Source organism: Nocardioides marinquilinus (genome assembly GCF_039543705.1).
Classification (GTDB): Bacteria; Actinomycetota; Actinomycetes; order Propionibacteriales; family Nocardioidaceae; genus Nocardioides; species Nocardioides marinquilinus.
On record NZ_BAABKG010000001.1, the window covers coordinates 1,113,914 to 1,134,790 of the forward strand.

At 76.2% G+C, this 20,877-nt stretch carries 16 protein-coding genes and 1 pseudogene; 9 read left to right on the forward strand and 8 right to left on the reverse strand.

Going from position 1 to position 20,877, the window contains the following annotated elements:
• Positions 1–1,414: pseudogene (locus ABEA04_RS05350) on the reverse strand (hypothetical protein); the annotation flags it as partial.
• Between the two features lie 261 nt (positions 1,415–1,675).
• Here ABEA04_RS05350 and ABEA04_RS05355 point away from each other — a divergent pair.
• The 3 genes from ABEA04_RS05355 (at position 1,676) to ABEA04_RS05365 (ending at position 3,977) form a co-directional block, all read left to right on the forward strand.
• On the forward strand, positions 1,676–2,089 hold the full coding sequence (locus tag ABEA04_RS05355; protein WP_345455279.1) for a BLUF domain-containing protein: 414 nt from the start codon (positions 1,676–1,678) through the stop codon (positions 2,087–2,089).
• An 80-nt stretch (positions 2,090–2,169) separates the two neighbouring features.
• Positions 2,170–3,174 carry an acyl-CoA dehydrogenase gene (locus tag ABEA04_RS05360; RefSeq protein ID WP_345455281.1) on the forward strand — a complete coding sequence of 335 codons (1,005 nt, stop codon included), beginning with the start codon at positions 2,170–2,172 and terminating at the stop codon, positions 3,172–3,174.
• A complete protein-coding gene (locus ABEA04_RS05365) occupies positions 3,171–3,977 on the forward strand; it encodes a class I SAM-dependent DNA methyltransferase (protein ID WP_345455283.1) in 807 nt (268 codons plus the stop codon). The genes ABEA04_RS05360 and ABEA04_RS05365 overlap by 4 nt, the downstream gene beginning before the upstream one ends.
• A gap of 157 nt (positions 3,978–4,134) precedes the next feature.
• Here ABEA04_RS05365 and ABEA04_RS05370 read toward each other — a convergent pair whose 3' ends face one another.
• From ABEA04_RS05370 to ABEA04_RS05385, 4 genes are all read right to left on the reverse strand, one after another.
• On the reverse strand, positions 4,135–5,604 hold the full coding sequence (locus ABEA04_RS05370; RefSeq protein WP_345455285.1) for an FAD-dependent oxidoreductase: 1,470 nt from the start codon (positions 5,602–5,604) through the stop codon (positions 4,135–4,137).
• A gap of 58 nt (positions 5,605–5,662) precedes the next feature.
• Positions 5,663–8,551 (reverse strand): AfsR/SARP family transcriptional regulator, encoded by a 2,889-nt coding sequence (locus tag ABEA04_RS05375; RefSeq protein ID WP_345455287.1) that lies wholly within the window; start codon positions 8,549–8,551, stop codon positions 5,663–5,665.
• A 104-nt stretch (positions 8,552–8,655) separates the two neighbouring features.
• On the reverse strand, positions 8,656–10,248 hold the full coding sequence (locus ABEA04_RS05380) for a thermonuclease family protein (RefSeq protein WP_345455289.1): 1,593 nt from the start codon (positions 10,246–10,248) through the stop codon (positions 8,656–8,658).
• 156 nt (positions 10,249–10,404) lie between these two features.
• Positions 10,405–11,700, reverse strand: coding sequence for a hypothetical protein (locus ABEA04_RS05385; protein ID WP_345455291.1), 1,296 nt, complete (start codon positions 11,698–11,700; stop codon positions 10,405–10,407).
• Positions 11,701–11,880: 180 nt separating this feature from the next.
• Here ABEA04_RS05385 and ABEA04_RS05390 point away from each other — a divergent pair, with 180 nt between their 5' ends.
• From ABEA04_RS05390 to ABEA04_RS05400, 3 genes are read left to right on the forward strand one after another with little or no spacing between them, the layout of a single operon-like run.
• A complete protein-coding gene (locus ABEA04_RS05390) occupies positions 11,881–12,150 on the forward strand; it encodes a hypothetical protein (RefSeq protein ID WP_345455293.1) in 270 nt (89 codons plus the stop codon).
• Between the two features lie 30 nt (positions 12,151–12,180).
• The gene (locus tag ABEA04_RS05395; protein ID WP_345455295.1) at positions 12,181–15,360 is read left to right on the forward strand and encodes an ATP-binding protein; all 3,180 of its coding nucleotides are present in this window, start codon (positions 12,181–12,183) and stop codon (positions 15,358–15,360) included.
• Between the two features lie 28 nt (positions 15,361–15,388).
• Entirely contained in the window at positions 15,389–15,946 is a 558-nt protein-coding gene (locus ABEA04_RS05400) for a GNAT family N-acetyltransferase (RefSeq protein WP_345455297.1), read from the forward strand.
• Between the two features lie 35 nt (positions 15,947–15,981).
• Here the strand turns inward: ABEA04_RS05400 and ABEA04_RS05405 are convergent, their stop codons facing one another.
• The gene (locus ABEA04_RS05405; RefSeq protein ID WP_345455299.1) at positions 15,982–16,653 is read right to left on the reverse strand and encodes a pyridoxamine 5'-phosphate oxidase family protein; all 672 of its coding nucleotides are present in this window, start codon (positions 16,651–16,653) and stop codon (positions 15,982–15,984) included.
• Positions 16,654–16,731: 78 nt separating this feature from the next.
• Here ABEA04_RS05405 and ABEA04_RS05410 point away from each other — a divergent pair, with 78 nt between their 5' ends.
• The 3 genes from ABEA04_RS05410 to ABEA04_RS05420 are packed head-to-tail and all read left to right on the forward strand — an operon-like array spanning position 16,732 to position 18,342.
• Positions 16,732–17,268, forward strand: coding sequence for a SigE family RNA polymerase sigma factor (locus ABEA04_RS05410; protein WP_345455301.1), 537 nt, complete (start codon positions 16,732–16,734; stop codon positions 17,266–17,268).
• Positions 17,265–18,125, forward strand: a complete 861-nt coding sequence (locus ABEA04_RS05415) for a hypothetical protein (RefSeq protein WP_345455303.1) — start codon at positions 17,265–17,267, stop codon at positions 18,123–18,125. Before ABEA04_RS05410 ends, ABEA04_RS05415 begins: the two co-directional genes overlap by 4 nt.
• Before the next feature lie 25 nt (positions 18,126–18,150).
• Positions 18,151–18,342: a hypothetical protein gene (locus tag ABEA04_RS05420; RefSeq protein WP_345455305.1), complete on the forward strand. Its 192-nt coding sequence runs from the start codon at positions 18,151–18,153 to the stop codon at positions 18,340–18,342.
• 24 nt (positions 18,343–18,366) lie between these two features.
• Here the strand turns inward: ABEA04_RS05420 and ABEA04_RS05425 are convergent, their stop codons facing one another.
• Together ABEA04_RS05425 and ABEA04_RS05430 are read right to left on the reverse strand one after the other, a co-directional pair.
• Positions 18,367–20,100 carry a thiamine pyrophosphate-dependent enzyme gene (locus tag ABEA04_RS05425; protein WP_345455307.1) on the reverse strand — a complete coding sequence of 578 codons (1,734 nt, stop codon included), beginning with the start codon at positions 20,098–20,100 and terminating at the stop codon, positions 18,367–18,369.
• A gap of 69 nt (positions 20,101–20,169) precedes the next feature.
• Positions 20,170–20,685 carry a hypothetical protein gene (locus ABEA04_RS05430; protein WP_345455309.1) on the reverse strand — a complete coding sequence of 172 codons (516 nt, stop codon included), beginning with the start codon at positions 20,683–20,685 and terminating at the stop codon, positions 20,170–20,172.
• Between the last annotated feature and the right edge of the window lie 192 nt (positions 20,686–20,877).

The window sequence follows — 20,877 nt, forward strand, 5'->3', positions numbered from 1 at the left end:
CGGTGGCCTCCTCGGAGTCGGTGAGGCCGTCGTTGTCGGTGTCGGGGTCGCCGGGGAAGTCGTCGGCGCCGTTGTTGGGGTCGGTGCCGTTGGCGATCTCGGCGCCGTCCTTGACGCCGCCGTCGTCGCTGTCGGGGTCGAGGGGGTCGGTGTCGGTGTCGTTGACCTCCTGGCCGTCGAGCAGTCCGTCGCCGTCGGTGTCGGGGTTGTTCGGGAGGGTGCCGGCGGTGGCCTCCTCGGAGTCGGTGAGGCCGTCGTTGTCGGTGTCGGGGTCGCCGGGGAAGTCGTCGGCGCCGTTGTTGGGGTCGGTGCCGTTGGCGATCTCGGCGCCGTCCTTGACGCCGCCGTCGTCGGAGTCGGGGTCGAGGGGGTCGGTGCCGGTGTCGTTGACCTCCTGGCCGTCGGTGAGGCCGTCGTCGTCGCTGTCGGGATCGGCCGGGTCGGTGCCCAGCTGCGCCTCCTGCTGGTCGGTCAGGCCGTCACCGTCGCCGTCGGGCTGGGGGCACTCCACGCCGCCGGCCGGAGCGGTCGCGCTGACCGAGCTCGCGCCGACGCCGAGGTTGACGGTGGCGAGCCGCACGTTCAGGGGACCGGTGATCGTCAGGTCGATGCCGAGGATGGCCGACAGGGTGGCCGAGGCGGTGCGACCGCTGCTGGTGACCGTGGGCGCGAAGGCGCGCACGCCGAGGCTGATGCTCACGCCGGGCAGGTTGATCGGGATGGCGACCCGGCCCGAGCTGGGACGCACGTTGATCGGCGTCGACGTGCCGACGGTGACCGTGACCAGCGGGTCGGAGTAGGTGACCTGCGGCGACGTCGTCCCGTCGCTGCGAGCGGTCAGGACCACGGGGTCGGTGACCCGCACCGTGACCCGGTTGCCGAGCAGCCGGATGGCGCCGACGCTGGTCTGCGAGCGCGAGACGACGGCGTCGCCGCCGCCGGGCTGCGTCACCAGGCGGGTCGTCGAGGTGGTCTCGGAGGCGTCGGCCTCGAGGGTGCTGCCGAGGCCGGCGACCCCGAGGAGCCGCGCGCCGGCCACCTTGGTGAAGGCCGAGCCCAGGAGGCGCTCGCCGTTCACCGCGGGCAGGCAGGTCAGGTCGTCGGTGTAGTTCGCGCTGACCACCGAGGTGATGGCGTCAACGCCCAGCACGGGGTCGAGCGGGATGTCGGCCAGGGTGCCCCCTTTCGGGCCGGGGTCACCCGGTGCCGTGGCCTCGAGCCGGCCCATGGGCACCGGTGTGCCGCCGACCGCGATGTCGGCGTTGGCGCTGGAGGCGCGCACGTCGGGCGACCCCGCGGAGTTGGTGACGACCTGGGAGTGCCCGATGCCGAGGCCGGCGACCGTGAGGCCGAGCAGGCTCGCGTCGAGCCCGAGGACGTCGGCGTGGGCGGTGCCCGCGTAGGTGGCGGGCAACGGCGCCGCCTGCGCCGGCGTGCGTGGCACGGCCAGCGCGAGCGCCGTGGCGAGCCCGAGCGTGAGGAGGAGGGACAGCCCGGCACGGGGCCGGGGACGCCTTGAGGGCGCGCAGGATTGACCGTTCACGGCAGCTCCAGGAGGGACGGTGGGGGGTGGAGTACCCGAGGAACGATTGTGGTCAAAGAAAGTTACGACCTGTCAAGAAATTCGTTCGATCGGACCTGGGGCGCCCGATCCGAGCGGTCTAGGTTCGGCTCCATGGACGTCGCCGACGCCGACGCCGACCTGCGCTCGCTGACCTACGTCAGCTCGGCCACCGCGCTGCTCACCGGGGGCGAGCTGCTCGCGATGCTCGAGGCGGTCCGTCCCCGCAACGCCGAGCTCGAGCTGTCCGGGATGCTGCTCTACAGCGGCGGCAACATCATGCAGGTGATCGAGGGTCCGGCCCCCGCGGTCGAGCGGACCTTCGCCCAGATCGCCCGCGACGGGCGCCATCACGACGTGACCGTGCTCGTCGACGAGACGGTCGGCGAGCGGGCCTTCCCCGAGTGGTCCATGGGGTTCCGCGACCTCGCCTCCCGCGAGCACCGATGCGCCGACTTCGGCGAGGAGCGCCGCACCCGGCACCACGCCGTCCGCCTGCTCGACCTGTTCCGCCGCACCGTGCGGTAGCGCCACCCGGAGCCGCCCCGTCCACCCGTAGCGAGGGAGTCGGCGGTCGCGGCCGGTGACAGGGTGGAGCCATCGACACCGTGACGACCGAGCCCGTCCGGCTCGCCCCCGGCCCCTCCGCGGACGACGACCTGCTGCGGCTCGAGGTCGGGCGCGACGTCGACGCCGCGCTCGGGCTGGCGACGTGGTTGGGTCCGCGCGTGCCGCGGCCCGGGTCGGGGCGCACGCGGCTGCTGTGGGAGGTGCTGGCCACCCTGGGGGCCGCCGACCTGCAGGCCGCGCGGGTGGTCGAGCCGCACCTCGACGCGCTCGCCGTCCTCGCCGAGCACGGCCCGTGGCCGCGACCGCCCGACGGCTCCACCTGGGGTGTCTTCGCGGCGGAGGGACCGGGCGTGCGGGTCGAGGCGTCCGACGGCGTGCTGCGCGGCACCAAGCCGTGGTGCTCCCTGGCCGACCGGCTCAGCCACGCACTCGTGACCGGCTGGGTCGGCGAGGCGCGGCAGCTGTTCGCCGTCGACCTGCGCCACCCGACGGCGGGCGCGGCGCCGGGGGAGTGGGCCGCCCACGGCCTCCCGGGCGTGCGCAGCACCGGGGTCTCCTTCGACGCGACGCCGGCCACGCCGGTCGGCGACCCGGGCTGGTACCTGCGACGCGACGGCTTCGCGTGGGGCGGCATGGGCGTCGCCGCGGTCTGGTTCGGCGGCGCGGTGGGCCTCGCCCGGCGGCTGCGGCAGCAGGCCGACCGCCGTCCGCCGGACGACGTCGCCCTGCTGCACCTCGGCGCGGTCGACGTCGCGCTGCACGGCGCCGGCCGGGTGCTCGCCGCCGCGGCCGACGACGTGGACGCCGGCCGGGCGGCCGGGGCAGCCGGCGCCGTCCTCGCCCAGCGGGTGCGCGGCGTCGTGGCCCGCGCCGCCGAGGAGGTGCTGGCCCGCGTCGGCCACGCGCTCGGGCCGGGTCCGCTCGCCGCCGAGGCCGACCACGCCGCGCGGGTGGCCGACCTGACCCTCTACCTGCGCCAGCACCACGCCGAGCGCGACGACGTGGCCCTCGGCCGGCTGCTGCTCGACGGAGCCCCGTGGTGACCGACCGGATCGTCGTCGTGACCCTCGACGCCCACGAGGTCGACGACGTGACCGAGGCGGTCGTCGACCTGCTCGGCGACGGCCGGGGCGCGCTCGTGGTCGCGCCCGCCGACCCCGCCGCGGCCCGGGCGGCCTCGGCGGCCGCCCACCGCACCGGTGCCGACCTCGCCGTCCCCGACCCGGCCACCGGGCGGCTGCGCCGGCAGGCGCCGACCGACGCCGTCCTCGACGACCTGCACCGCGACGAGGCCGAGCCGTGGGACGTCGACGGGCGGTGGTACGAGCAGCGCAAGCGCGACCTGGTGGCCGCCCTGCTGCCGCGGCGCCGCTTCGCGCACGGTCTCGAGGTCGGGTGCTCGACCGGTGCCCTCGCCGCGGTGCTCGCCGCGCGGTGCGAGCGGCTCACGGCGATCGACGGCAGCGAGCACGCCCTGGCCCGGGCGCGGCCGCGGCTGGCCGGCGTCGACCACGTCGAGCTGCGGACCGGCGACGTCCCCGACGACTGGCCCGAGGGCCGCTTCGACCTCGTGGTCTGCTCCGAGGTCGGCTACTTCCTGAGCCCCTCCGCCCTCGAGCGGTTCGCCGAGCGCGTCGTGGCGACCCGGACGCCGGACGGCGTCGTCGTCCTGGCCCACTGGCGGCACGAGATGCGTGGCTGGCCGCTCGACGGGCCCGCGGTGCACCGCCGGCTGACCGACCTGGTCGCCCCGGCCGGCCTGACGGTGCAGGCCGTCTACCGCGACGCCGATGTCGAGATGCTGCTCCTCGGCCCGCCCGGCAGCACGCCCCCGCCCGACGCCTGACGGCGCGACCTCCGCCCGGCACGGCCGTGGCGGGCCAGGGGTCTCGAGGCTCGTCGCCGGGGCTCCTCGCACCTCGACCATCGTGGAGATGACGATGGTCGAGGTGCGAGGCCGGCCACGGCCGAGCCTCGAGACCTCGTCGTGTGGAGGCCTCTCGCTACTGCTTGCGGGTCAGCCCGCAGGTGGCGGCGCCCTCGAGGACGGCGCCGTCGACGGCGAAGCGGGAGCCGTGCAGGGGGCAGTCCCAGCTGCGCTCGGCGTCGTTCCAGCGGACGACGCCGCCGAGGTGGGTGCACACGGCCGAGACCGACTCCTCGACGCCGCCGACGCGCGAGCGGGCGACCGGCGTCCCGACGCCGTCGTAGCGCACCACGCCGTCGCCCTCCTCGAGCTCGGGGCTGCCGGCCAGCAGCGGCCGCACCCACCCACCGACCAGCCGCGCGCCGACCTCGACGTTCGTGCCCACCGCGGACGGCGCGCCCCGCAGCTCGTGACGCCACGGCGCGAAGGCCCGCGCCCACGTCTGGTGGCCACCGGTGAGGCGGCCGGTGATGGCGAGCGCCGCCGCCACCGCGTTGGTCATGCCCCACTTGGCGTAGCCGCCGGTCACCAGCAGCCGCCCCTGGCCGGGCACGATCGGCCCGGCGAAGGGCAGTTCGCGGGCGGGCACGTAGTCCTGCGCCGACCAGGCGTGCGTCTCCTCGGCGTCGGGGTAGTGCTCGGCGGTCCACTCGCGCAGCGCCTGCAGGTGCTCGGCGGGGGAGGCGGCGCGCCCCGTCGGGTGGCCCGCGCCGCCGACCAGCAGCGCGGAGCCGCCGTCGCCGTCGCGCAGCGAGCGCGACGGCTCGTCGGCGGAGAGGTACATCGCGGGCACCGCCGGCCCGTCGGTGCGCAGCGCCAGGCCGTAGGAGCGCTGCGCGGTCATCCGGGCGAAGAAGCCGCCGCGGTCGAGGATCGGCATGCCGGTGGCGAGGACGACGACGTCGGCGGTCATCTCGCCGAGGTCGCTGCGCACCCGGAGCGGACGTCGTCCGTCGACCGACTGCACGCGGTGCCCCTCGACCAGCCGGACGCCGTGCCGCTCGGCCTCGGCGGCCAGGGCCTCGAGCACCCCGATCGGGTCGACCTGCGCCTGGTCGGGCAGGTGCGCGGCGCCGGCGGTCGCGAACGGCAGCCCGGGGTCGTCGACCCACGTGACGGGCAGCCCGACCGACCGCGCGACCCGCACCTCCTCGCGCACCTGGTCGGCGCCGTGGCCGCTCCAGGCGAAGGTGTAGGCGTCACGCTGCTCGACCTCGACGCCGTGGTCGTCGCAGAACCGGCGCAGCCACGCCTGCCCCTCGAGGTTGGCGTCGGCGTAGGCCTGCACGAGGTCGTGCGGCTGCTTGCGGGCGATGCTCGACAGACGGGTGCCCTGCAGCACGCTCACCTTCGCCGTGCTGCCGCCGGTCGTGCCCGCCCCCAGCTGCCGCGCCTCGATGACGGTCACGGCGCGGCCGGCGCGGGCCAGCAGCAGTGCGGTGGTCAGTCCGGTGAGTCCGGCGCCGACGACGACGACGTCGGCGTGGCCGGCCAGCGGACCGACCTCGGGCGTGCGGGGATGACGGGCGTGCCAGGGCGAGACCATGGGGCCCGGTGCCCCGCCCCGGCCGCCTGCATGCGGCCGGTCGCGGGTGGTCGGCCGCTCAGGCCGCCGCGGGCACCAGCCGTCCCACCAGCGCGGCGACCTCCTCGATGTCGAGGTCGGCGCCCCGCCGCTCGGCGGCCGCGAGCAGGTCGGGGTCGAGCCCGTCGTGGACGGCGGCCAGGTGCGCCGGGCTGTCGAGGAAGTCCATGGCGGCCGGGTCGAAGCCGATGCGCGTGCCGTGCGCCCGGACGGCGCCGAGCAGCTCGGCGGCCTGCTCCTGGCGGCCGGAGGCGCCGACCGACGCGGCCAGCAGCAGCAGGCAGACCAGCCACGAGGTGAGGTCGCCGGCGGCCTCCTGGATGCGCACCGCCTCGGCGGCCCGCTCGGCCGCGAGCTCGTAGTCGGCGGCGTCGAAGGCGACCTTGCCGGCGTTCCACAGGGCCGACCCGTGGCACCAGTCGTGACCCACCTCGTGCGCCAGCCGCGCCGACTCCTCCAACGTCCGGACGGCGGCCTCGGGCTCCCCGAGCGCGCGCTGCAGCTGGCCGCGCAGCATGAGGGTGTCGGCGGTGCTCCAGACGGCGGCGCGCGCCGCCACCTGCTCGGCCGCGGCCATGAGCGCACGGGCCTGCTCGGCGTCGCCGGTGAAGACCATCAGGTAGGCCATGTAGGCCGACGCGAACGCCTCGGTGGTGGCGTCGCCGCAGGCCCGGGCCTGCTCGAGCGCCCCGGTCGAGAGCTCGGCCACCTTGGCGAGGTCGCCGGCCAGGTAGCTCATCAGGCCGTGGCAGAGCGTGGCGCGGGCGGTGGAGCGGGCGTCGTCGGCGGCGGTCTCGGACGCCTCGCCGGCCTCGTCGTCCGGGTCGGCGGTCGGCAGCGCGAGCGCCTCGCCCGACCACCGCAGCCCCTCGCCGACGTAGCCGCGGCGGAACCAGAACCACGCCAGCTCGCCGACCACCGTGCGGGCGGCCAGCCCGTCGCCGGCCTCGGCGGCCGCGCGCAGGGCGGTGCGCACGTTGGGCATCTCGAGCTCGAGCCGGTCGGCCCAGGCGCGGGAGCCGGGCCCGCGCAGCTCGGCGCCGGCGGCGCGGGCGAGGTCGACGACCCAGCGCAGGTGCGCGTCCCGCGCCTCGGCGAGCACCTCGGGTGCGGCGGTCTCGTGGGCGTAGGCGCGCAGCGTCTCGAGCATGCGGTAGCGGCGTCCGGACGGCTCGTCGAGCACCTCGAGCAGGCCGGTGTCGCGCAGCTGGAGCAGCCCCGACACCAGTCCGCGGCCGGGGCACACGGCCTGCGCGCCGGCGAGGTCGAAGCCGCCGTCGAAGACCGCGAGCCGCTCGAACCGGTCGCGGTCGGCGGGCTCGAGCCGGTCGACGCTCCAGGCCACGACCGCGCCCAGCGAGGCGCCGCGCGTGGCCCGGCCGCGGCCGGAGCGGTGCTCGCGCAGCAGGTCGAAGCGGTCGTCGAGCTGCTCGGCCACCTGGGTCACGGTGAGCAGCCGGCACTGGCCGGCGGCCAGCTCGACCGCGAGCGGGTGACCGTCGAGCGCGCGGCAGACGCCCTCGACGACGTCACGCCGCTCGAGGTCGGACGCCGGTGCCCCGGCCGCCGCGGCACGGGCCACGAACAGCTCGACCGCCTCGGTGCCGGCGTCGAGCGGGGCGAGGTCGAGCACCTGCTCGCCCGCGACGCCGAGCGGCACGCGGCTGGTGGCCAGCAGCCGGACGCCGGGGCAGGCGGCGAGCAGCTCGTCGGCGAAGGCGGCGACGTCGTCGGCGAGGTGCTCGCAGTTGTCGAGCACCAGCAGCAGGTCGCGCGCGGCGAGGGCCTGCTGCAGACCGGGCAGCCCGGCGCCCGGCACGAGGTCGAGCGAGGTGGCGACGGTCTCGGCCAGCAGCGTCGGCTCGTGCAGCCCGCCGAGGTCGACGAACCACGGGCCGTCGTCGGCCACCATCCACGTGGCGGTCTCGAGGGCCAGCCGGGTCTTGCCGGTGCCGCCGAGCGCGACCACCGTGACCAGCCGGTGCTCGTCGAGCAGGCGGCGCAGCCGCTGCTGCTCGGCACCGCGGCCGACGAACGAGGTCAAGGGGGCCGGCAGCGAGCTGCGCCGGACGACGAGGTCGGGCGTCGGCTCCTCGGTCGCCGCGCCGGTCGTCGGTGGGGCCGCGACGCCGCCGCCGGTCACGACGTCCAGGTCGGGGTCCTGCTGCAGGATGCGGGCCTCGAGCCGGGTCAGCGCGGGCCCGGGGTCGAGGCCCCACTCGTCGGCCAGCAGGGTGCGGGCGGCCCGGAGCGCGTCGAGCGCCTCGGCCTGCCGGCCGGCGCGGTAGAGCGCCAGTGCGAGCAGGGCGTGACCGGCCTCGTCGGTGGGGTGGTCGGCCGCGCGGCGGGTGAGCGCGGGCACGGCCGAGGCGGCGTCGCCGCCGTCGACCATCGCCTGCAGCCGGGTGCGGCCCATGAGCGCGTGCAGGTCGAGCAGCCGGGTGCGCTCGTCGGCGACGTGCCAGCGGTCGGGGACGCCGTCGTAGGGCGTGCCGGTCCACAGCGCGAGCGCGGCGTCGACGGCGGCCTGCCGGGCCGCGGCGCCGGCCGGGTCGGCGGGCAGGGCGAGCGCCTGCTCGCACGCCGCCTCGAACCGGGCGGCGTCGGTGTCGACCAGCTCGGGGGGCAGGCGGTAGCCGCCGTGCTCACGGGTGAACACGCCGTGGCGCTGCGGGTCGATGGCGTTGCGCAACCGGGTGACGTAGACCCGCAGCGACCCGCGGGCGGCGGCCGGGGGCTCGTCCTCCCACAGCGCGTCGACGAGGGCGTCGTCGCTCACGCGGCGTCCGCGCGCGGCGACCAGCTGGCACCACGCGTTGACCGCCAACGGCGACCCGAGCGGCACGACCGCCCCGCCCACCTCGACCTGCGGCACCCCCAGCACCCGGCACGACACGACCCGCTCCACGAGCTCCCCATCCCTCAACGACGACGCGGGCCATCGTAGGAAGCGGAGCCGCCCGCGGCGCGCGCTTTTGCCCAGAAGGCGGGAGCGGCGGCGCGGGCGGCGGGTCAGCAGGATCCCCACAGCCCGCGGTGCGCTCGGCGAGCGGTCTGCTGCGCGGCGGCGTACCCGGCGCGCCTGGTCGCGGGCGCCTCGGACCGGGCGAAGGTGGCGTGCCCGGCCCTGAGCTGGGCGAGGGCCAGGTCCGTGCCGCGGGCGAGCACGGTCCACGGGCTCGCCCCGGCGTTCTCGGACGCGCCCGTGGGCACGAGACGGAGGGTCGACCCGACCGGGGCGAGGGTGCGCAGCGCGGCGGTGCCGCGGCGGCCGTGGCACCCGACCTTCGGCTGGTCGAGTCCGGCCAGATCGATGGTCAGCCGGCGCGTGCCCGCCTGGACGACGACGGTGTCGGCGTCCACGACCCGCACGACCGTGCCGGTGGTGGGGGTGACCGGCGCCGGGTCGACCGGCGCGGTGATCGTGAAGTCCTGGCGGGCGGGGGTGGCGTCGGGGTTGCCGAGCGCGTCGACCGCGCGCACCTCGACGACGTAGGCGCCGTCGGCGAGGTCGAAGAACCGCACCGGCGACTCGCAGCGCAGCCACTGTCCGGTCGACACGGCGTCGGAGAGGCGGCACTCGAACCACGCCGTGTCGGCGTCACCGGTGAAGGGCACCTCGACCGAGGTGGGCCCGATGGCGACCGGCGGCTGGGCGACCGTGTCGGGGCCGGTCTCGTCGACCGTCCACGACCAGCGGGCCGGCGTCCAGTCGCGGCCGAACAGGCTCTCGCCGTAGACGACCAGGGTATGGGCGCCGTCGGTGTCGACGGTGACGGTGAACGCCGCGCCGCTCTGGCCGCAGGCGAAGACGAGCCCGCCGTCGACCTGGCAGCGTAGGTCCGGCCCGTTGCGGGTGTGGACGACGAACTCGGCCGCGCGGCCCGCGACCACGGCAGGCGGGCCGCTCGTGACGTCGGTGTCGATGACGTAGGAGTCGAGCTGCTGCCACTGCGAGGAGCGGCCCGAGGCGTCGACCGCGCGGATGTTGGTGCGGTAGCTGCCGGCCTCGGGCCAGGTGTGCTCGACGCCGCTCTCGCAGCGCACCCACTCACGCGCGTCGGCGAACAGGCACTCGGCGTGCCCCTTGTTGATGGTGAAGTCGAAGGAGACCGTGCGGTCCCTCGTCGTGGAGTAGTGCTGGGTCACCGGGCTCACCTCGGGCCGCACGGTGTCGCGGAAGTGGACCAGCACCGACTTCTCGCTGGTGCCGAAGGCGGACGAGGTGACCTTGCAGTCGAAGACGTCGTCGGAGACCTGTCGGATGTCGTCGCAGCGGTCCCAGCGGTCGAAGGCCCAGCCGGGCGCGGGCTCGGGCCGCAGCCACACCGAGGCCGCGAAGACCTCCTCGTCGCGGATGCGCGGGCAGGCGTTGACCTCGCGCTGGTCCTGCACGTCGGGGAAGCCGCACACGGTGGGGCCGCCGTCCTCGATGCTGCCCTCGACGACCCTGACGGTGCCGGCGCCCTGGATCTCGATCGTCAGGCCGAGCTGGCCGGCGCTGGCGGGCTGGGCCAGCACGACCTGCGTCGCGCCCAGGGCGGTGAGCACGCCGAGCGTGGCGGCGAGGGCCCGGCGCAGGCGCCGGGGTCGGGTGGTGGACATCGTTCCTCCGTCAACGGTGCGCGCACCCTCGTGGTGCGACGGAGGAGAGCCTGGGCCGGGGCTGTTGCACTCCGGTTGCAACGCCGAACGGCCCCGAGCCGCAGGGGGCTCGGGGCCGAACGGGTCGTGCGTGCGCCGTGCTGGACGGCGTCCGGGTCAGCTCGCGACGAGCGCCCGGTAGGCCGACATGCTGCCGGGCGCGTCGGGCTTGACGAGCTCGGGCAGCACCTTCTCGAAGCGGCGCGCCAGCTTCAGGCTGGGCAGCACCTTGTTCGGGTTGGCGGCGTAGGCGACCTCGGCGGCGCCCCACGCCGACGCGGCGCGGCGCTGGTTGGGCGTGCCGTGGTGGCCGGGGTTGTCGAAGGCGCAGTCGCCGACGGTGTAGAACGCCTGCTGGGTCTCGAGCACCAGGTTCGGCTTGGCGGCCAGGCCCTTCTTGTGGGTCACGAAGTAGGTGCCGAAGCCGTCGGCCATGAGCTCGGTGCGGCGGGTGGCCTCCGGGCCCTCGAGGTCGGTGTCGAACAGGTCGTCCTCGTACTGCACGTGGTGGGCCATCTCGTGGCCGAGCACGGCCTCGGGGCCGATGCGACCCAGGCCGGCGGTGGCCAGCGCGTCGAGGATGCCGTCGCCGAAGACCATCTTGTCCTTGAGCTTGCGGATGGCCTTGTCGGGGTCGCCCTCACCGGTGAACGCGAACGCGTTGAGGGTGAAGATCGGGTTGGCCCCGCCCTCGAGCGCCGGGTCGCTCTCGACGATCGCGACGATCTCGTCGGCGATGTCGGTGGCGTCGGCCGGGCCGACGCCGTACAGGTACTCCACCGTGCGGGCGACGCGGTTGCGGTCGGTGAGCATCTCGCCGTGCATGGCCATCAGCTGCACGTCGTCCAGGCGCACGTCCCAGAAGCGCTGGGCGTAGCCGAAGGTGCTGCTCAGCCGCTGCTGGTAGGCCGGCAGCAGCGCGAAGTCGGCGTCCTTGGGTGAGCCGTGGAGGATCGCCTCGTAGGTCGGCATGTCGAGCGCGCCGGTGAGCGAGAGGATCAGCAGCGTGATCGGGTCGATGTCGGCGAGGATCGTGTCGACGTAGGCGTCGAGCGCGGTGGGCGCGCACTCGTAGTCGGTCGGGTCGATGACGCCGTCGGGGCTCGCCGCGATCGCCCGGTCGAGCTTGCCGGCGAGGATGTCCTCGACCGGGGAGTGGTCGATGCCGAAGCGGCCGCGGGCCTCGTCGCGGCGCTGCTCCCAGTCGGCGGGCAGCAGGGCGACGATGCGGTCGTAGCGCTCCTGGTTCTCCTCGGCGACGGTCTGCTGCGCCGCCGACGTGGACGCCGACGCGGTGGCGTCGCTGGTCCGGTCGGCGGTGGGGGCGGCGGTCGCCGTCCCCGGGGTGGTGACCGCGAGGGTCGCGGTGAGCGCGGCGGCGGCGAGGCCGGCACCGGCACGGTTGAGCTTCAAGACAACGTCCTCCTGAGATTCCCGAGACCGAGGGGTTCGACGGTCCTCGAGCATCCTGGGGGCGGCACCGTCGTCGCACGAGGCGAGCGGCGCCGGAACCTTCCGGATCGTTGCCGTCGGCAAGCAAATGCGCTGATCGAGGTGCTGGAGGCCGGGGCCGGACGCGACTAGGGTCCGCGCATGACCGGCCGAGGCAGCAACCACACGGTTCCCGTCGACGACGACACCGCCAACCCGGGGCTGATGCTCCTCGGCGGCCTCGGGCTGGTGCTGGTCGGTGGCCTGTTCCTGCTCGGCGCCGACGACTCGGGCGGCGCCGCGTTCGTCGGCTGGCTGCTCTCGCTGCTCGGCGGGGTGCTGCTGCTGATCGGCGGCGTGGCGGTCGGCGTCGAGATCGGCGTCCGCCGGGCCCGCGTGGGCGAGCGGGCGCGCGAGCGCTCCCAGGCCTAGACGACGGCGCCCGCCGCTACGGTGTGCGCCGTGACCGGGCGGCTGCACATCGGCGTGCTCGGGCCGGTCGTCGTCACCGGGCCCGACGGCCCGCTCGACCTGGGTCCGCGCCGGCGGTCGGAGGTGCTGGCCGCGCTCGTGGTCGACGCCGGCCGCGTCGTCCCCTACGAGGTGCTGCTCGACCGCGTCTGGGGCGAGACCGGGGTGCCGGCCACGATGCACGGCGTCGTCTCGCGGCTGCGCGGCGCGTTGCGCACCGCGGAGGAGCGGCCGCTGCTGGTGACCGAGCCGGCGGGCTACCGGCTCGACGACGAGGTGTGCGAGATCGACGCCGCCGGCCTCGCCTCGGGGCTGGTGGCGGCGCGCCGGCTGCTCGCCGAGGGCCGGCTCGAGCCGGCCCGACGGGCCGCCGCCGACGCCCTCGCGCTGTGGCGCGGCCGGCCCTACCTCGACGTGCGCGGCGAGTTCGCGCGGCTCGAGGCCGACCGGCTCGACGAGCAACGGCTGGCCTGCCACGAGCTGCTGGCCGAGGCCGACCTCGCGCTCGGCCGTCACGACGGGCTGCTCGACACGCTGCCCGGCCTGGTCACCGAGCACCCGCTGCGCGAGGCGCTGCGCGGCGCGCTGATGCTTGCGCTCTACCGCGCCGGCCGCCAGGCCGACGCGCTCGCCGTCTACGAGACCGGACGGCGGCTGCTCGCCGACGAGCTCGGCGTCGACCCCGGCGCCGACCTGCAGCGGCTGTGGGGCCGGATGCTGCAGCAGGACCCGGCGCTGGACGTCGTCCGCCCGGCGCCGGCCGAGGTGTCGGAGCCGCCGGCTCCGTCCGTGCCGACGCCGCCGGTGACGCCGGTGACGCCGGTGACCTCGGGCGACGACGCCCCGCCGCTCGTGGGCCGCGACCACGAGCTCGCTGCGCTGCGCGAGGTGGTGGCCGCCGCGGCCGGGGGCACGCCGTCCGCGGCGCTGCTGGTCGGCGAGCCGGGCATCGGCAAGACACACCTGGTGGAGGCGCTGCGCGACGGGCTGGAGGCCGACGGCTCCGCGGTCGTGGTGGCCGGCGCCTGCTGGGACGGCGGCGCCGGCGCGCTGTGGCCGTGGGAGCAGGCGCTCGACGGGCTGGCCGGGCAGGTCGGCGTCGACGCGCTGCGTGCGGCGCTCACCGAGCCGCAGGCGGCCGAGCTCGCCGTCCTCGTGCCGGGGCTGGGCGAGACCGGGCCTGCCGACGGCGGCGTGGGCGCCGCGCGGGCTCGGGTGCGGCTGTTCGACGCGGTGGCCCGTGCTCTGACGGCCGGCGCGGGGGAGCGGCCGGTGGTCGTGGTGCTGGAGGACCTGCACTGGGCCGACCCCGAGACGCTGGCGCTGGTCGACTACCTGCTGGCCACGGTGCGCTCGGGGCGGCTCGCCCTGGTCGGCACGACGCGACCGGACGACGCCGCCACCCGGCTCGAGGCCGCGGTGGGCCGGGCGCGGGGCACCGTGCTGGCCCTGCAGGGCCTCGAGGTCGGCGACGTCGACGCGCTGGTCTCGCACCACCTCGGCACGCCGCTGCGCCACGGTGTCGCCCTCACCCTGCGCGAGCGCACCGACGGCAACCCGTTCTACCTCGTCGAGCTCACCCGCCTGCTCGACCAGGAGCGCCAGCGGGGCGGCCGCGCCGACGTGCCGGTGCCGCGGTCGGTGGGCGCCGTCGTCGAGAGCCGGTTGCGCGTGCTGGCCGCCGGTGACCGCGACGTGCTCGGCGCGGCCGCCGTGCTCGGGCGCGAGTTCGACGTCCCGCTGCTGGGCACCGTGCTGGCCCGGCCGGTGGCCGACGTCGCGGACGCCGTCGACCGGGCCACCGGGCTGGGGCTGCTCGAGCCGGCCGCCACGGCCGGCGGGCAGCGGTTCGCGCACGCGCTGGTGCAGGAGGTGCTCGAGGCGTCGGTGGGTCCGGTGCGCCGGGCGACCTGGCACGCGCAGGCGGCCGAGGCGCTGGTGGCGCGCCACGGCGCCGAGCCCGAGGGTGCGGCCCTGGCGCACCGGGTGGCCCACCACTACCTGAGCGCCGGGCTGCTCGGCGACCCCGCCGCGGCGGTCGGTGCCGCGCTGCGGGCGGCGCGCGTCGCCTCGCGCCGCCTCGCCCTCGCCGATGCCGAGCACCTGCTGCGCCGCGCCCTCGACCTCGCCCCGCAGCTGCCGCCCGCCGAGGGCGAGCCGCTCGAGCTCGAGGTGCGGCTGCGGCTCGCGGCGCTGCTGTCGCAGAGCGCGGGGTACGAGTCGGCCGAGGTGGTCGAGCAGCGGGCGCGCGCCGTCGAGCTCGCCGGCCGGGTCGGCACCACCGAGCAGCGGGTGCTCGGGCAGTGGGGCCGGTTCGGGTCGGCGCTCGTCGCCGGCGAGCTGGCCACGGCCGACGCGGCGGTCGAGGCGATGGCGGCCGCCGACCTCGGCGCCCCACCCTGGCTGGAGGTGGCCGAGCAGCAGGCCTTCGGCCAGCTGCGGCTGCTCGAGGGCCGCCTCGACGAGGCCCGCGACCACCTGGCGGCCGGCCTCGCCCGCGCGGCCGGCCTCACCGACGCCCCGCTGGAGGTCTTCGCCCAGGACCCCGTGGCGGTGATGCACGGCTGGTCGGCGTTCACGCTCACCGTCGCCTCGGACGACGACGGCACGCTCTCGGCGGCCGACGCCGGTGCCGCCGACGCCGCGGCCGAGCGGCTCGACCACCCCTACACGACCGCCTACCTCGACATCCTCCAGGCGTGGCGGGCGGTGTGGCTCGGCCGGCCCGACGAGGCCCGCGCCCGCGCCGAGCGGGCCCGCCGCACCGCCGAGGAGGCCGGTTTCGGGCCGTTCGAGACCTTCGCGCTGCCGCCGCTGGCCTGGGCGCTGGCGCAGGCGGACGACGTCGACGCGGCCCGGACGGCGTCCCGCGCGGCCGCGGCCGACTACCTCGACGACGGCCGGCACATGTTCGGCACGCTCGTCGCCGCCGTCGTGGCCGACGTCGAGGTCGCGGCCGGCGACCACGCCGCCGCCCTCACCGTGCTCGACCGCGCGGTCGCGCTGAGCGAGGAGAGCGGCGAGCGCGTCGTCCTCGCGCGGCTGCACGGTCAGCGGGCGGCGTGCCTCGACGCGCTCGGTCGGCCCGCGGAAGCGACCGCCGCCCGGGCCGCACGCGACGCCGTCGTGGCCGAGCAGGGCTGCCTGCGCTTCGCCGCCGGGCAAGGGTGAGGCAAGCAGCGCCCCGCAGGCTCGGCCCATGACCACCACCGAACCCCCGACCGAACCCACCGCCGAGACCCCCTGGCTGCCCGCCGGCTGGCAACACCCCACCCGCGTCGAGCTGCCCACCGGGCACCACCTGCGTCCCATCCACCCCGACGACACCGAGCTCGACCTGCCCGCCGTCAACGGGTCGCGTGAGCGCCTGTGGTCGATCTACGGCGAGGCGTGGGGCTGGCCGCCCGAGCAGATGAGCGCGGAGCAGGACCGCGAGGACCTGCAGCACCACTGGGACGAGGCCGAGGCCCACCTGTCGTTCAACTACGCGCTGTTCGACCCGGCCGAGACCGAGCTGCTCGGCTGCGTCTACATCGACCCCACCGACAAGCCCGGCGCGGACGCCGACATCTCGTGGTGGGTGCGCGACGAGCACGTCGGCAGCGAGGTCGAGGCCGCCCTCGACGCCTTCGTCCCCGGCTGGATCGCCGCCTCGTGGCCGCTGACCGCGCCGCGCTACGTCGGCCGCGACCTCACCTGGGCCGCCTGGCTCGCCATCCCCCGCACCGGCCGCAGCCTGGAGGACCTGTTCGGCTGATCCACCACGCTGACCCGTCGCTTATAGGGGACGGGTCAGCGTCGTGGGGTGCGCGTGGCGGCCACCGCCGCGCGCACGGACTCCGGCACCTCGACGCCGTCAGGCACGTCGTGGTGCGGCTGCGGGTCGCCCGCCCACGTCTGCAGCGGGACGACGCCCGCCCACGTGCCGCGGTCCTCGCCGTCGTCGGGCGCCGTCGTGGCCGGCGCCGCCCGCACCTTCACGCTCGCCCGGTCGAGCGGCAGCCGCACCACCAGCGTCGCGGCGAGCTCCTTGCGGGTCGAGGCCCGCACCTCGCTCGTCCGGCCGGGCAGCAGGTGGTCGGTGATCACCTGCAGCGCCCGCTCCTTCGCCTCGCCCTCGAGCACCTCGGGGACGCCCAGCACCACCGCGCTGCGGTAGTTCATCGAGTGGTCGAAGACCGACCGCGCCACCACGAGGCCGTCGAGCAGGGTGACCGTCGCACACACCGGCTCGCCCGCCGCGGCCGCGCGCAGCAGGCCCGCCCCGGTCGAGCCGTGCAGCAGCAGCCCGTCGCCGTCGCGCGCCGACGCGAAGGGGATCACCACCGGCTGCCCGTCGCGCACCACACCGACGTGCGCCACCATCGCGGCGTCGAGGACGGCGTCCAGCTCGGCCCGCTCGGTGCGCTGCCGCTCCGGCAGCCGGCGCACGCGGGTGGTCTCGTCGAGGGGCAGCTCGCTCACGACGCACAGTCTGGCCTGAGACCTTCTCGCCGGTCTGCTGCGTCTGTTGGGGTGAGGACGCCGACGGAGGGACAGCACGTGGGACGCAGGGAGCGCGACGACGCCGAGTTCGCCGAGTTCATGGCGGCGCGCGGCACGCACCTCTACCGCAGCGCGCTGCTGCTGACCGGTCGACCGCACGCCGCCGAGGACCTGGCCCAGGCCACGCTCGCGCGGGCCTACGCCTCGTGGCGGCGGGTGCGTGCCGCCGACGACCCCGTCGCCTACGTGCACCGGATGCTCGTCAACACCTTCCTCTCCCGGCGGCGGCGTCGCAGCAGCACCGAGCTGCCGGTGGCGCAGACGCCCGACGTGGCCGCGCGGCCGGACGGCGTCGACCACGCCGACCGGCTCGCCCTGCTGGCCTCGCTCGCGACGCTGGCCCCGCTCGACCGGGCCGTCGTGGTGGGGCGCTACTGGGAGGACCGCAGCCTGCACGAGACCGCCGTCGCCCTCGGCCTCACCGAGGCCGCCGTGAAGAACCGCAGCCTGCGCGCCCTGCGCCGGCTGCGCGAGCAGCTCAGCGACCCCGTCGGACCCGTCCGACCGGCCACGACCCCAGGAGACCCGGCATGAGCGACCACGACCTGCACGAGCGCGAGCTGCGCGACCTGCTCACCCGCACCCTCGTCGACGCCGACCCGCCCCGCGGGCTCGCCGGCGCCGCTGAGCGGGGGCGGGCCCTGCGCCGGCGCCGGCAGGCCCGGACCGCCGGGCTCGCCGTGACCGGCCTCGCGGCCGCGAGCGTCGCCACGGTCGTGGCGCTCGGCGGCGGCCAGCCCGCCGTCCGCGGCGTCGACCCGGCCGGGACGACGCCGCCCTCCGTGGCGCCCACCGTCGCGCCGACCGTCGACCCCGGGCGGCCGGCCGCGGGCGCCGAGCCGACCCGGCCCGACGACGTCCCGCAGTACCAGTGGCGGCAGCTGCCGCCGGAGTGGCAGCAGGCGCTCGGCGGCCCGACCCCGGCGTGGGCCGACGTCCCGGCCGGTGAGATCGGTCTCCGGCTGGAGACGCTGCTACCCGCGGGTGTCGACGTCGTCCGGTCGGAGTCGCTCGACGAGCGCGGCCGCCTCGGCGCCGTCCTCGAGAACGCCGACGGCGAGCGCGGCTCCGTCGAGGTGATGCTGCAGCCGACGCCCGTCGACCCGCCCGAGCCCGGCTACGTCACCGTGACGACCCGCGACGGCGACGAGGCGACCTACGCCGTCGCCGACGCGGTCGGCGAGCCCGGTGACGACGACGGCGTCCGACGGTACGGCGACGTGACGACCGTGACCGCGACGGCACCGGTCGACGGGGGCTGGGTGTACGTCTCGACGGCGAACACCGTCGACCACAAGTGGGGCGCCGACTCCCCGGTGACCGCCGACCAGCCGCTGCTCACCCTTCCCGAGCTGGAGGCGATCGCGTCCGCACAGGTGTGGCGGGGCTGACGGGGGCTCCGCCTAGGTTCGGGGCATGAGCGAGCACCAGAACGAGCCCGAGCGCATCGACGCCGACGTCACCCCCGGACCCGAGGTCGAGGGCACCGCCGCGGGCGCGCCGACCGCCGGCTCCGAGATGGGCGTGGCCGAGCACGACGAGGCGGTCGAGCCCGACGACAAGGCCTTCGAGGTCGACGGCCCCGAGGCGTCGGCCGGCCACGCCTGAGGCGACCGCCGGCGCCGGCCCCGGTTACTCCGGGCTGGTCACGAACTCCTTGCTCTTGGCGATCGCGAAGCCCCAGGCCTGGCTGAGCGTCGGCTTGGGCGGCACGGCGATCTCGTCGGGGTTGGTGAGCACGTCGAGCAGCACCGGGCCGTCGTGCGCGAGCGCCTCGGCCACGGCGGCGTCGACGTCGCCCGGCTGCTCGACCCGGATGCCGCGCAGGCCGATCGCCTCGGCGACCCTGGCGAAGTCGGGGTTGTGCAGCACGGTGCCGAACTCGGGCATGCCGACCTGCTCCATCTCGAGCTTCACCATGCCGAGGCGGCCGTTGTCGAAGACGACGATCTTGACCGGCAGGTCGTAGGCGACGGCGGTGAGCAGCTCGCCCATCAGCATGCTGAGCCCGCCGTCGCCGCTGAACGAGATCACCTGGCGGGAGCGGTCGAGCGCCTGGATGCCGAGCGCCTGCGGCAGCGCGTTGGCCATCGAGCCGAGGTTGTAGGAGCCGACGAGCCGGCGTCCGGCCGACATCGAGACGAACCGCGAGAGCCACACAACCGCCATGCCGGTGTCGGTGGTGAACACGGCGTCGTCGGCGGCGTGCCGGTCGACTGCGGCGGCGAGCAGCTCGGGCCGGATGCGGGCGTCGGGGTTGTCGACCAGCTTGCGCAGGACGCCGACCCGCTTGCGGTCGTAGTCGGGGTCGGCGAGGTGCGCCTGGCCCTTCTGCCACAGCTCGAAGGCCTCGCGGGCGTGCTCGAGGTGCTTGGTGGCCTTGCGCTCGGGCTTGTCCTCCAGCAGCGGCAGCATCGCCTGCAGGGCGCGGCCGGCGTCGCCGACGACGGCGTGGTCGACGGGGGTGCGGCGTCCGACGTGCGCGCCCTCGAGGTCGACCTGCACGACGGTCTTGCCCTCGGGCAGGAACTCCGGGTAGGGGAAGTCGGTGCCGAGCATGACGAGGGTGTCGCAGCCCGCGAACGCGAGCGCGGTGGCCGGGTTGCCGATCAGGCCCGACTGCCCGACCTGGAACGGGTTGTCGTGCTCGAGACCGGCCTTGGCCTTGAGGCTGAGCACCATCGGCGCCTGCACCCGCTCGGCGAGCCGCAGCACGTCGTCGCGGGCCGCGAGCGCGCCGGCGCCGACGAGCAGCGTCACCTTGTCGGCGGCGTTGATCGCCGCAGCGGCCTCGCGGACGGCGTCCGGCTGCGGCTCGGCCACCGGGCGCTGCCGCTCGAAGCGCGGCACCGGGGTGCCCGAGGGGACGTCGAGCTCGCCGACGTCGCCGGGGAAGGTGAGCACGGCGACGCCGCGCTGCTGCAGCGCCGCGTTGACCGCCGCGGTGATCGCGACTCCGGCCTGCTCGGGCGAGGTGATCGTCTGGCAGTAGACCGCGACGTCGCTGAAGATCACGTCGTTGTCGACCTCCTGGAAGAAGTCGGTGCCCATCTCGGCGCGCGGCACCTGGCCGCAGATCGCCAGCACCGGCGTGCGCGACTTCTTGGCGTCGTAGAGGCCGTTGAGCAGGTGGATGGCGCCCGGCCCGACGGTGCCCAGGCACACCGCGAGGTCGTCGGTGGCCTGCGAGACGCCCGAGGCGGCGAACGCGGCGGCCTCCTCGTGGCGCACCCCGATCCACTCGAGCCGCTCCTCGCGGCGGATCGCGTCGGTGAACGGGTTGAGCGCGTCGCCGACCACGCCCCACATCTGGCGGACGCCGTGGTCGGCGAGGGATCGGACGAGCAGCTCGGCGATGGTGGTCACCACTCCACGGTGGCACCCGGGAGGCGTGCGACGGCACGCTCTCCCGGGTGACCTGGCGGGCCTAGGCCCTCACTCGGTGCCGAAGGCGACGCTGAAGGTGCCGTCGCCCGGGGTGACCTGCACGAAGACGCCCTCGCCGAGGTCGGCGGTGACGGTGTCGATGCCGCTGCTGTCGTCGCGCAGCACCTCGTAGTCGGCCAACGCGGCCTCGTAGCCGTCGAGCACCTCGGCCTCGCCGGCCCCGGTGACGTAGTCGGCGGTCATGATCGAGTCGTCGAGGGTCGAGCTGGTGCTGCAGAGCGTCGCGTCGACCGGCGGCTCGGGGAAGTCGGACGGGCGCAGCGAGACGTCGGCGAGGTCGGCCGGCTCGATGGCGAGCGGGAACGCCTCGACGCACTCCTCGGGCACGTCGCCGCTGCGGACGTCGTCGAGGTCGGCCGCGGCGTCGGCGGCCGCGTCGCCGCTGCCCCCGTCGGTGCCGTCGGCGCCGCCGTCGTCCCCGCCGCAGGCGGTGAGGGCGAGCAGCAGGGCGGCGGCGGTGGCGGCCAGGGCGGCCCGGTGAGGTCGGGTGCGGAGCGTGGACATCGTGGTTCCTCTCGGGTGGTGACGCCGGTGTCGATCGGCGTCGTGCGGTGGCAGGAGCCTCACCGGGGCGGCTTGCCATCGGGTTGCCATCCGCTGTCAGCGATGTGCAAGCCACCCCTGTCCGCACGCCGACACCCGCCGTCGACCGCGTGACGAGCGGGTCTATGGTCTCTAGCGAGTCAATAGACAATG

Coding starts and splice junctions, on each gene's coding strand:
- ABEA04_RS05400 (WP_345455297.1), top strand. CDS start 15,389: ATGACCACCACCGAACCCCCGACCGAACCCACCGCCGAGACCCCCTGG.
- ABEA04_RS05415 (WP_345455303.1), top strand. CDS start 17,265: ATGAGCGACCACGACCTGCACGAGCGCGAGCTGCGCGACCTGCTCACC.
- ABEA04_RS05390 (WP_345455293.1), top strand. CDS start 11,881: ATGACCGGCCGAGGCAGCAACCACACGGTTCCCGTCGACGACGACACC.
- ABEA04_RS05430 (WP_345455309.1), bottom strand. CDS start 20,685: ATGTCCACGCTCCGCACCCGACCTCACCGGGCCGCCCTGGCCGCCACC.
- ABEA04_RS05355 (WP_345455279.1), top strand. CDS start 1,676: ATGGACGTCGCCGACGCCGACGCCGACCTGCGCTCGCTGACCTACGTC.
- ABEA04_RS05380 (WP_345455289.1), bottom strand. CDS start 10,248: ATGTCCACCACCCGACCCCGGCGCCTGCGCCGGGCCCTCGCCGCCACG.
- ABEA04_RS05370 (WP_345455285.1), bottom strand. CDS start 5,604: ATGGTCTCGCCCTGGCACGCCCGTCATCCCCGCACGCCCGAGGTCGGT.
- ABEA04_RS05420 (WP_345455305.1), top strand. CDS start 18,151: ATGAGCGAGCACCAGAACGAGCCCGAGCGCATCGACGCCGACGTCACC.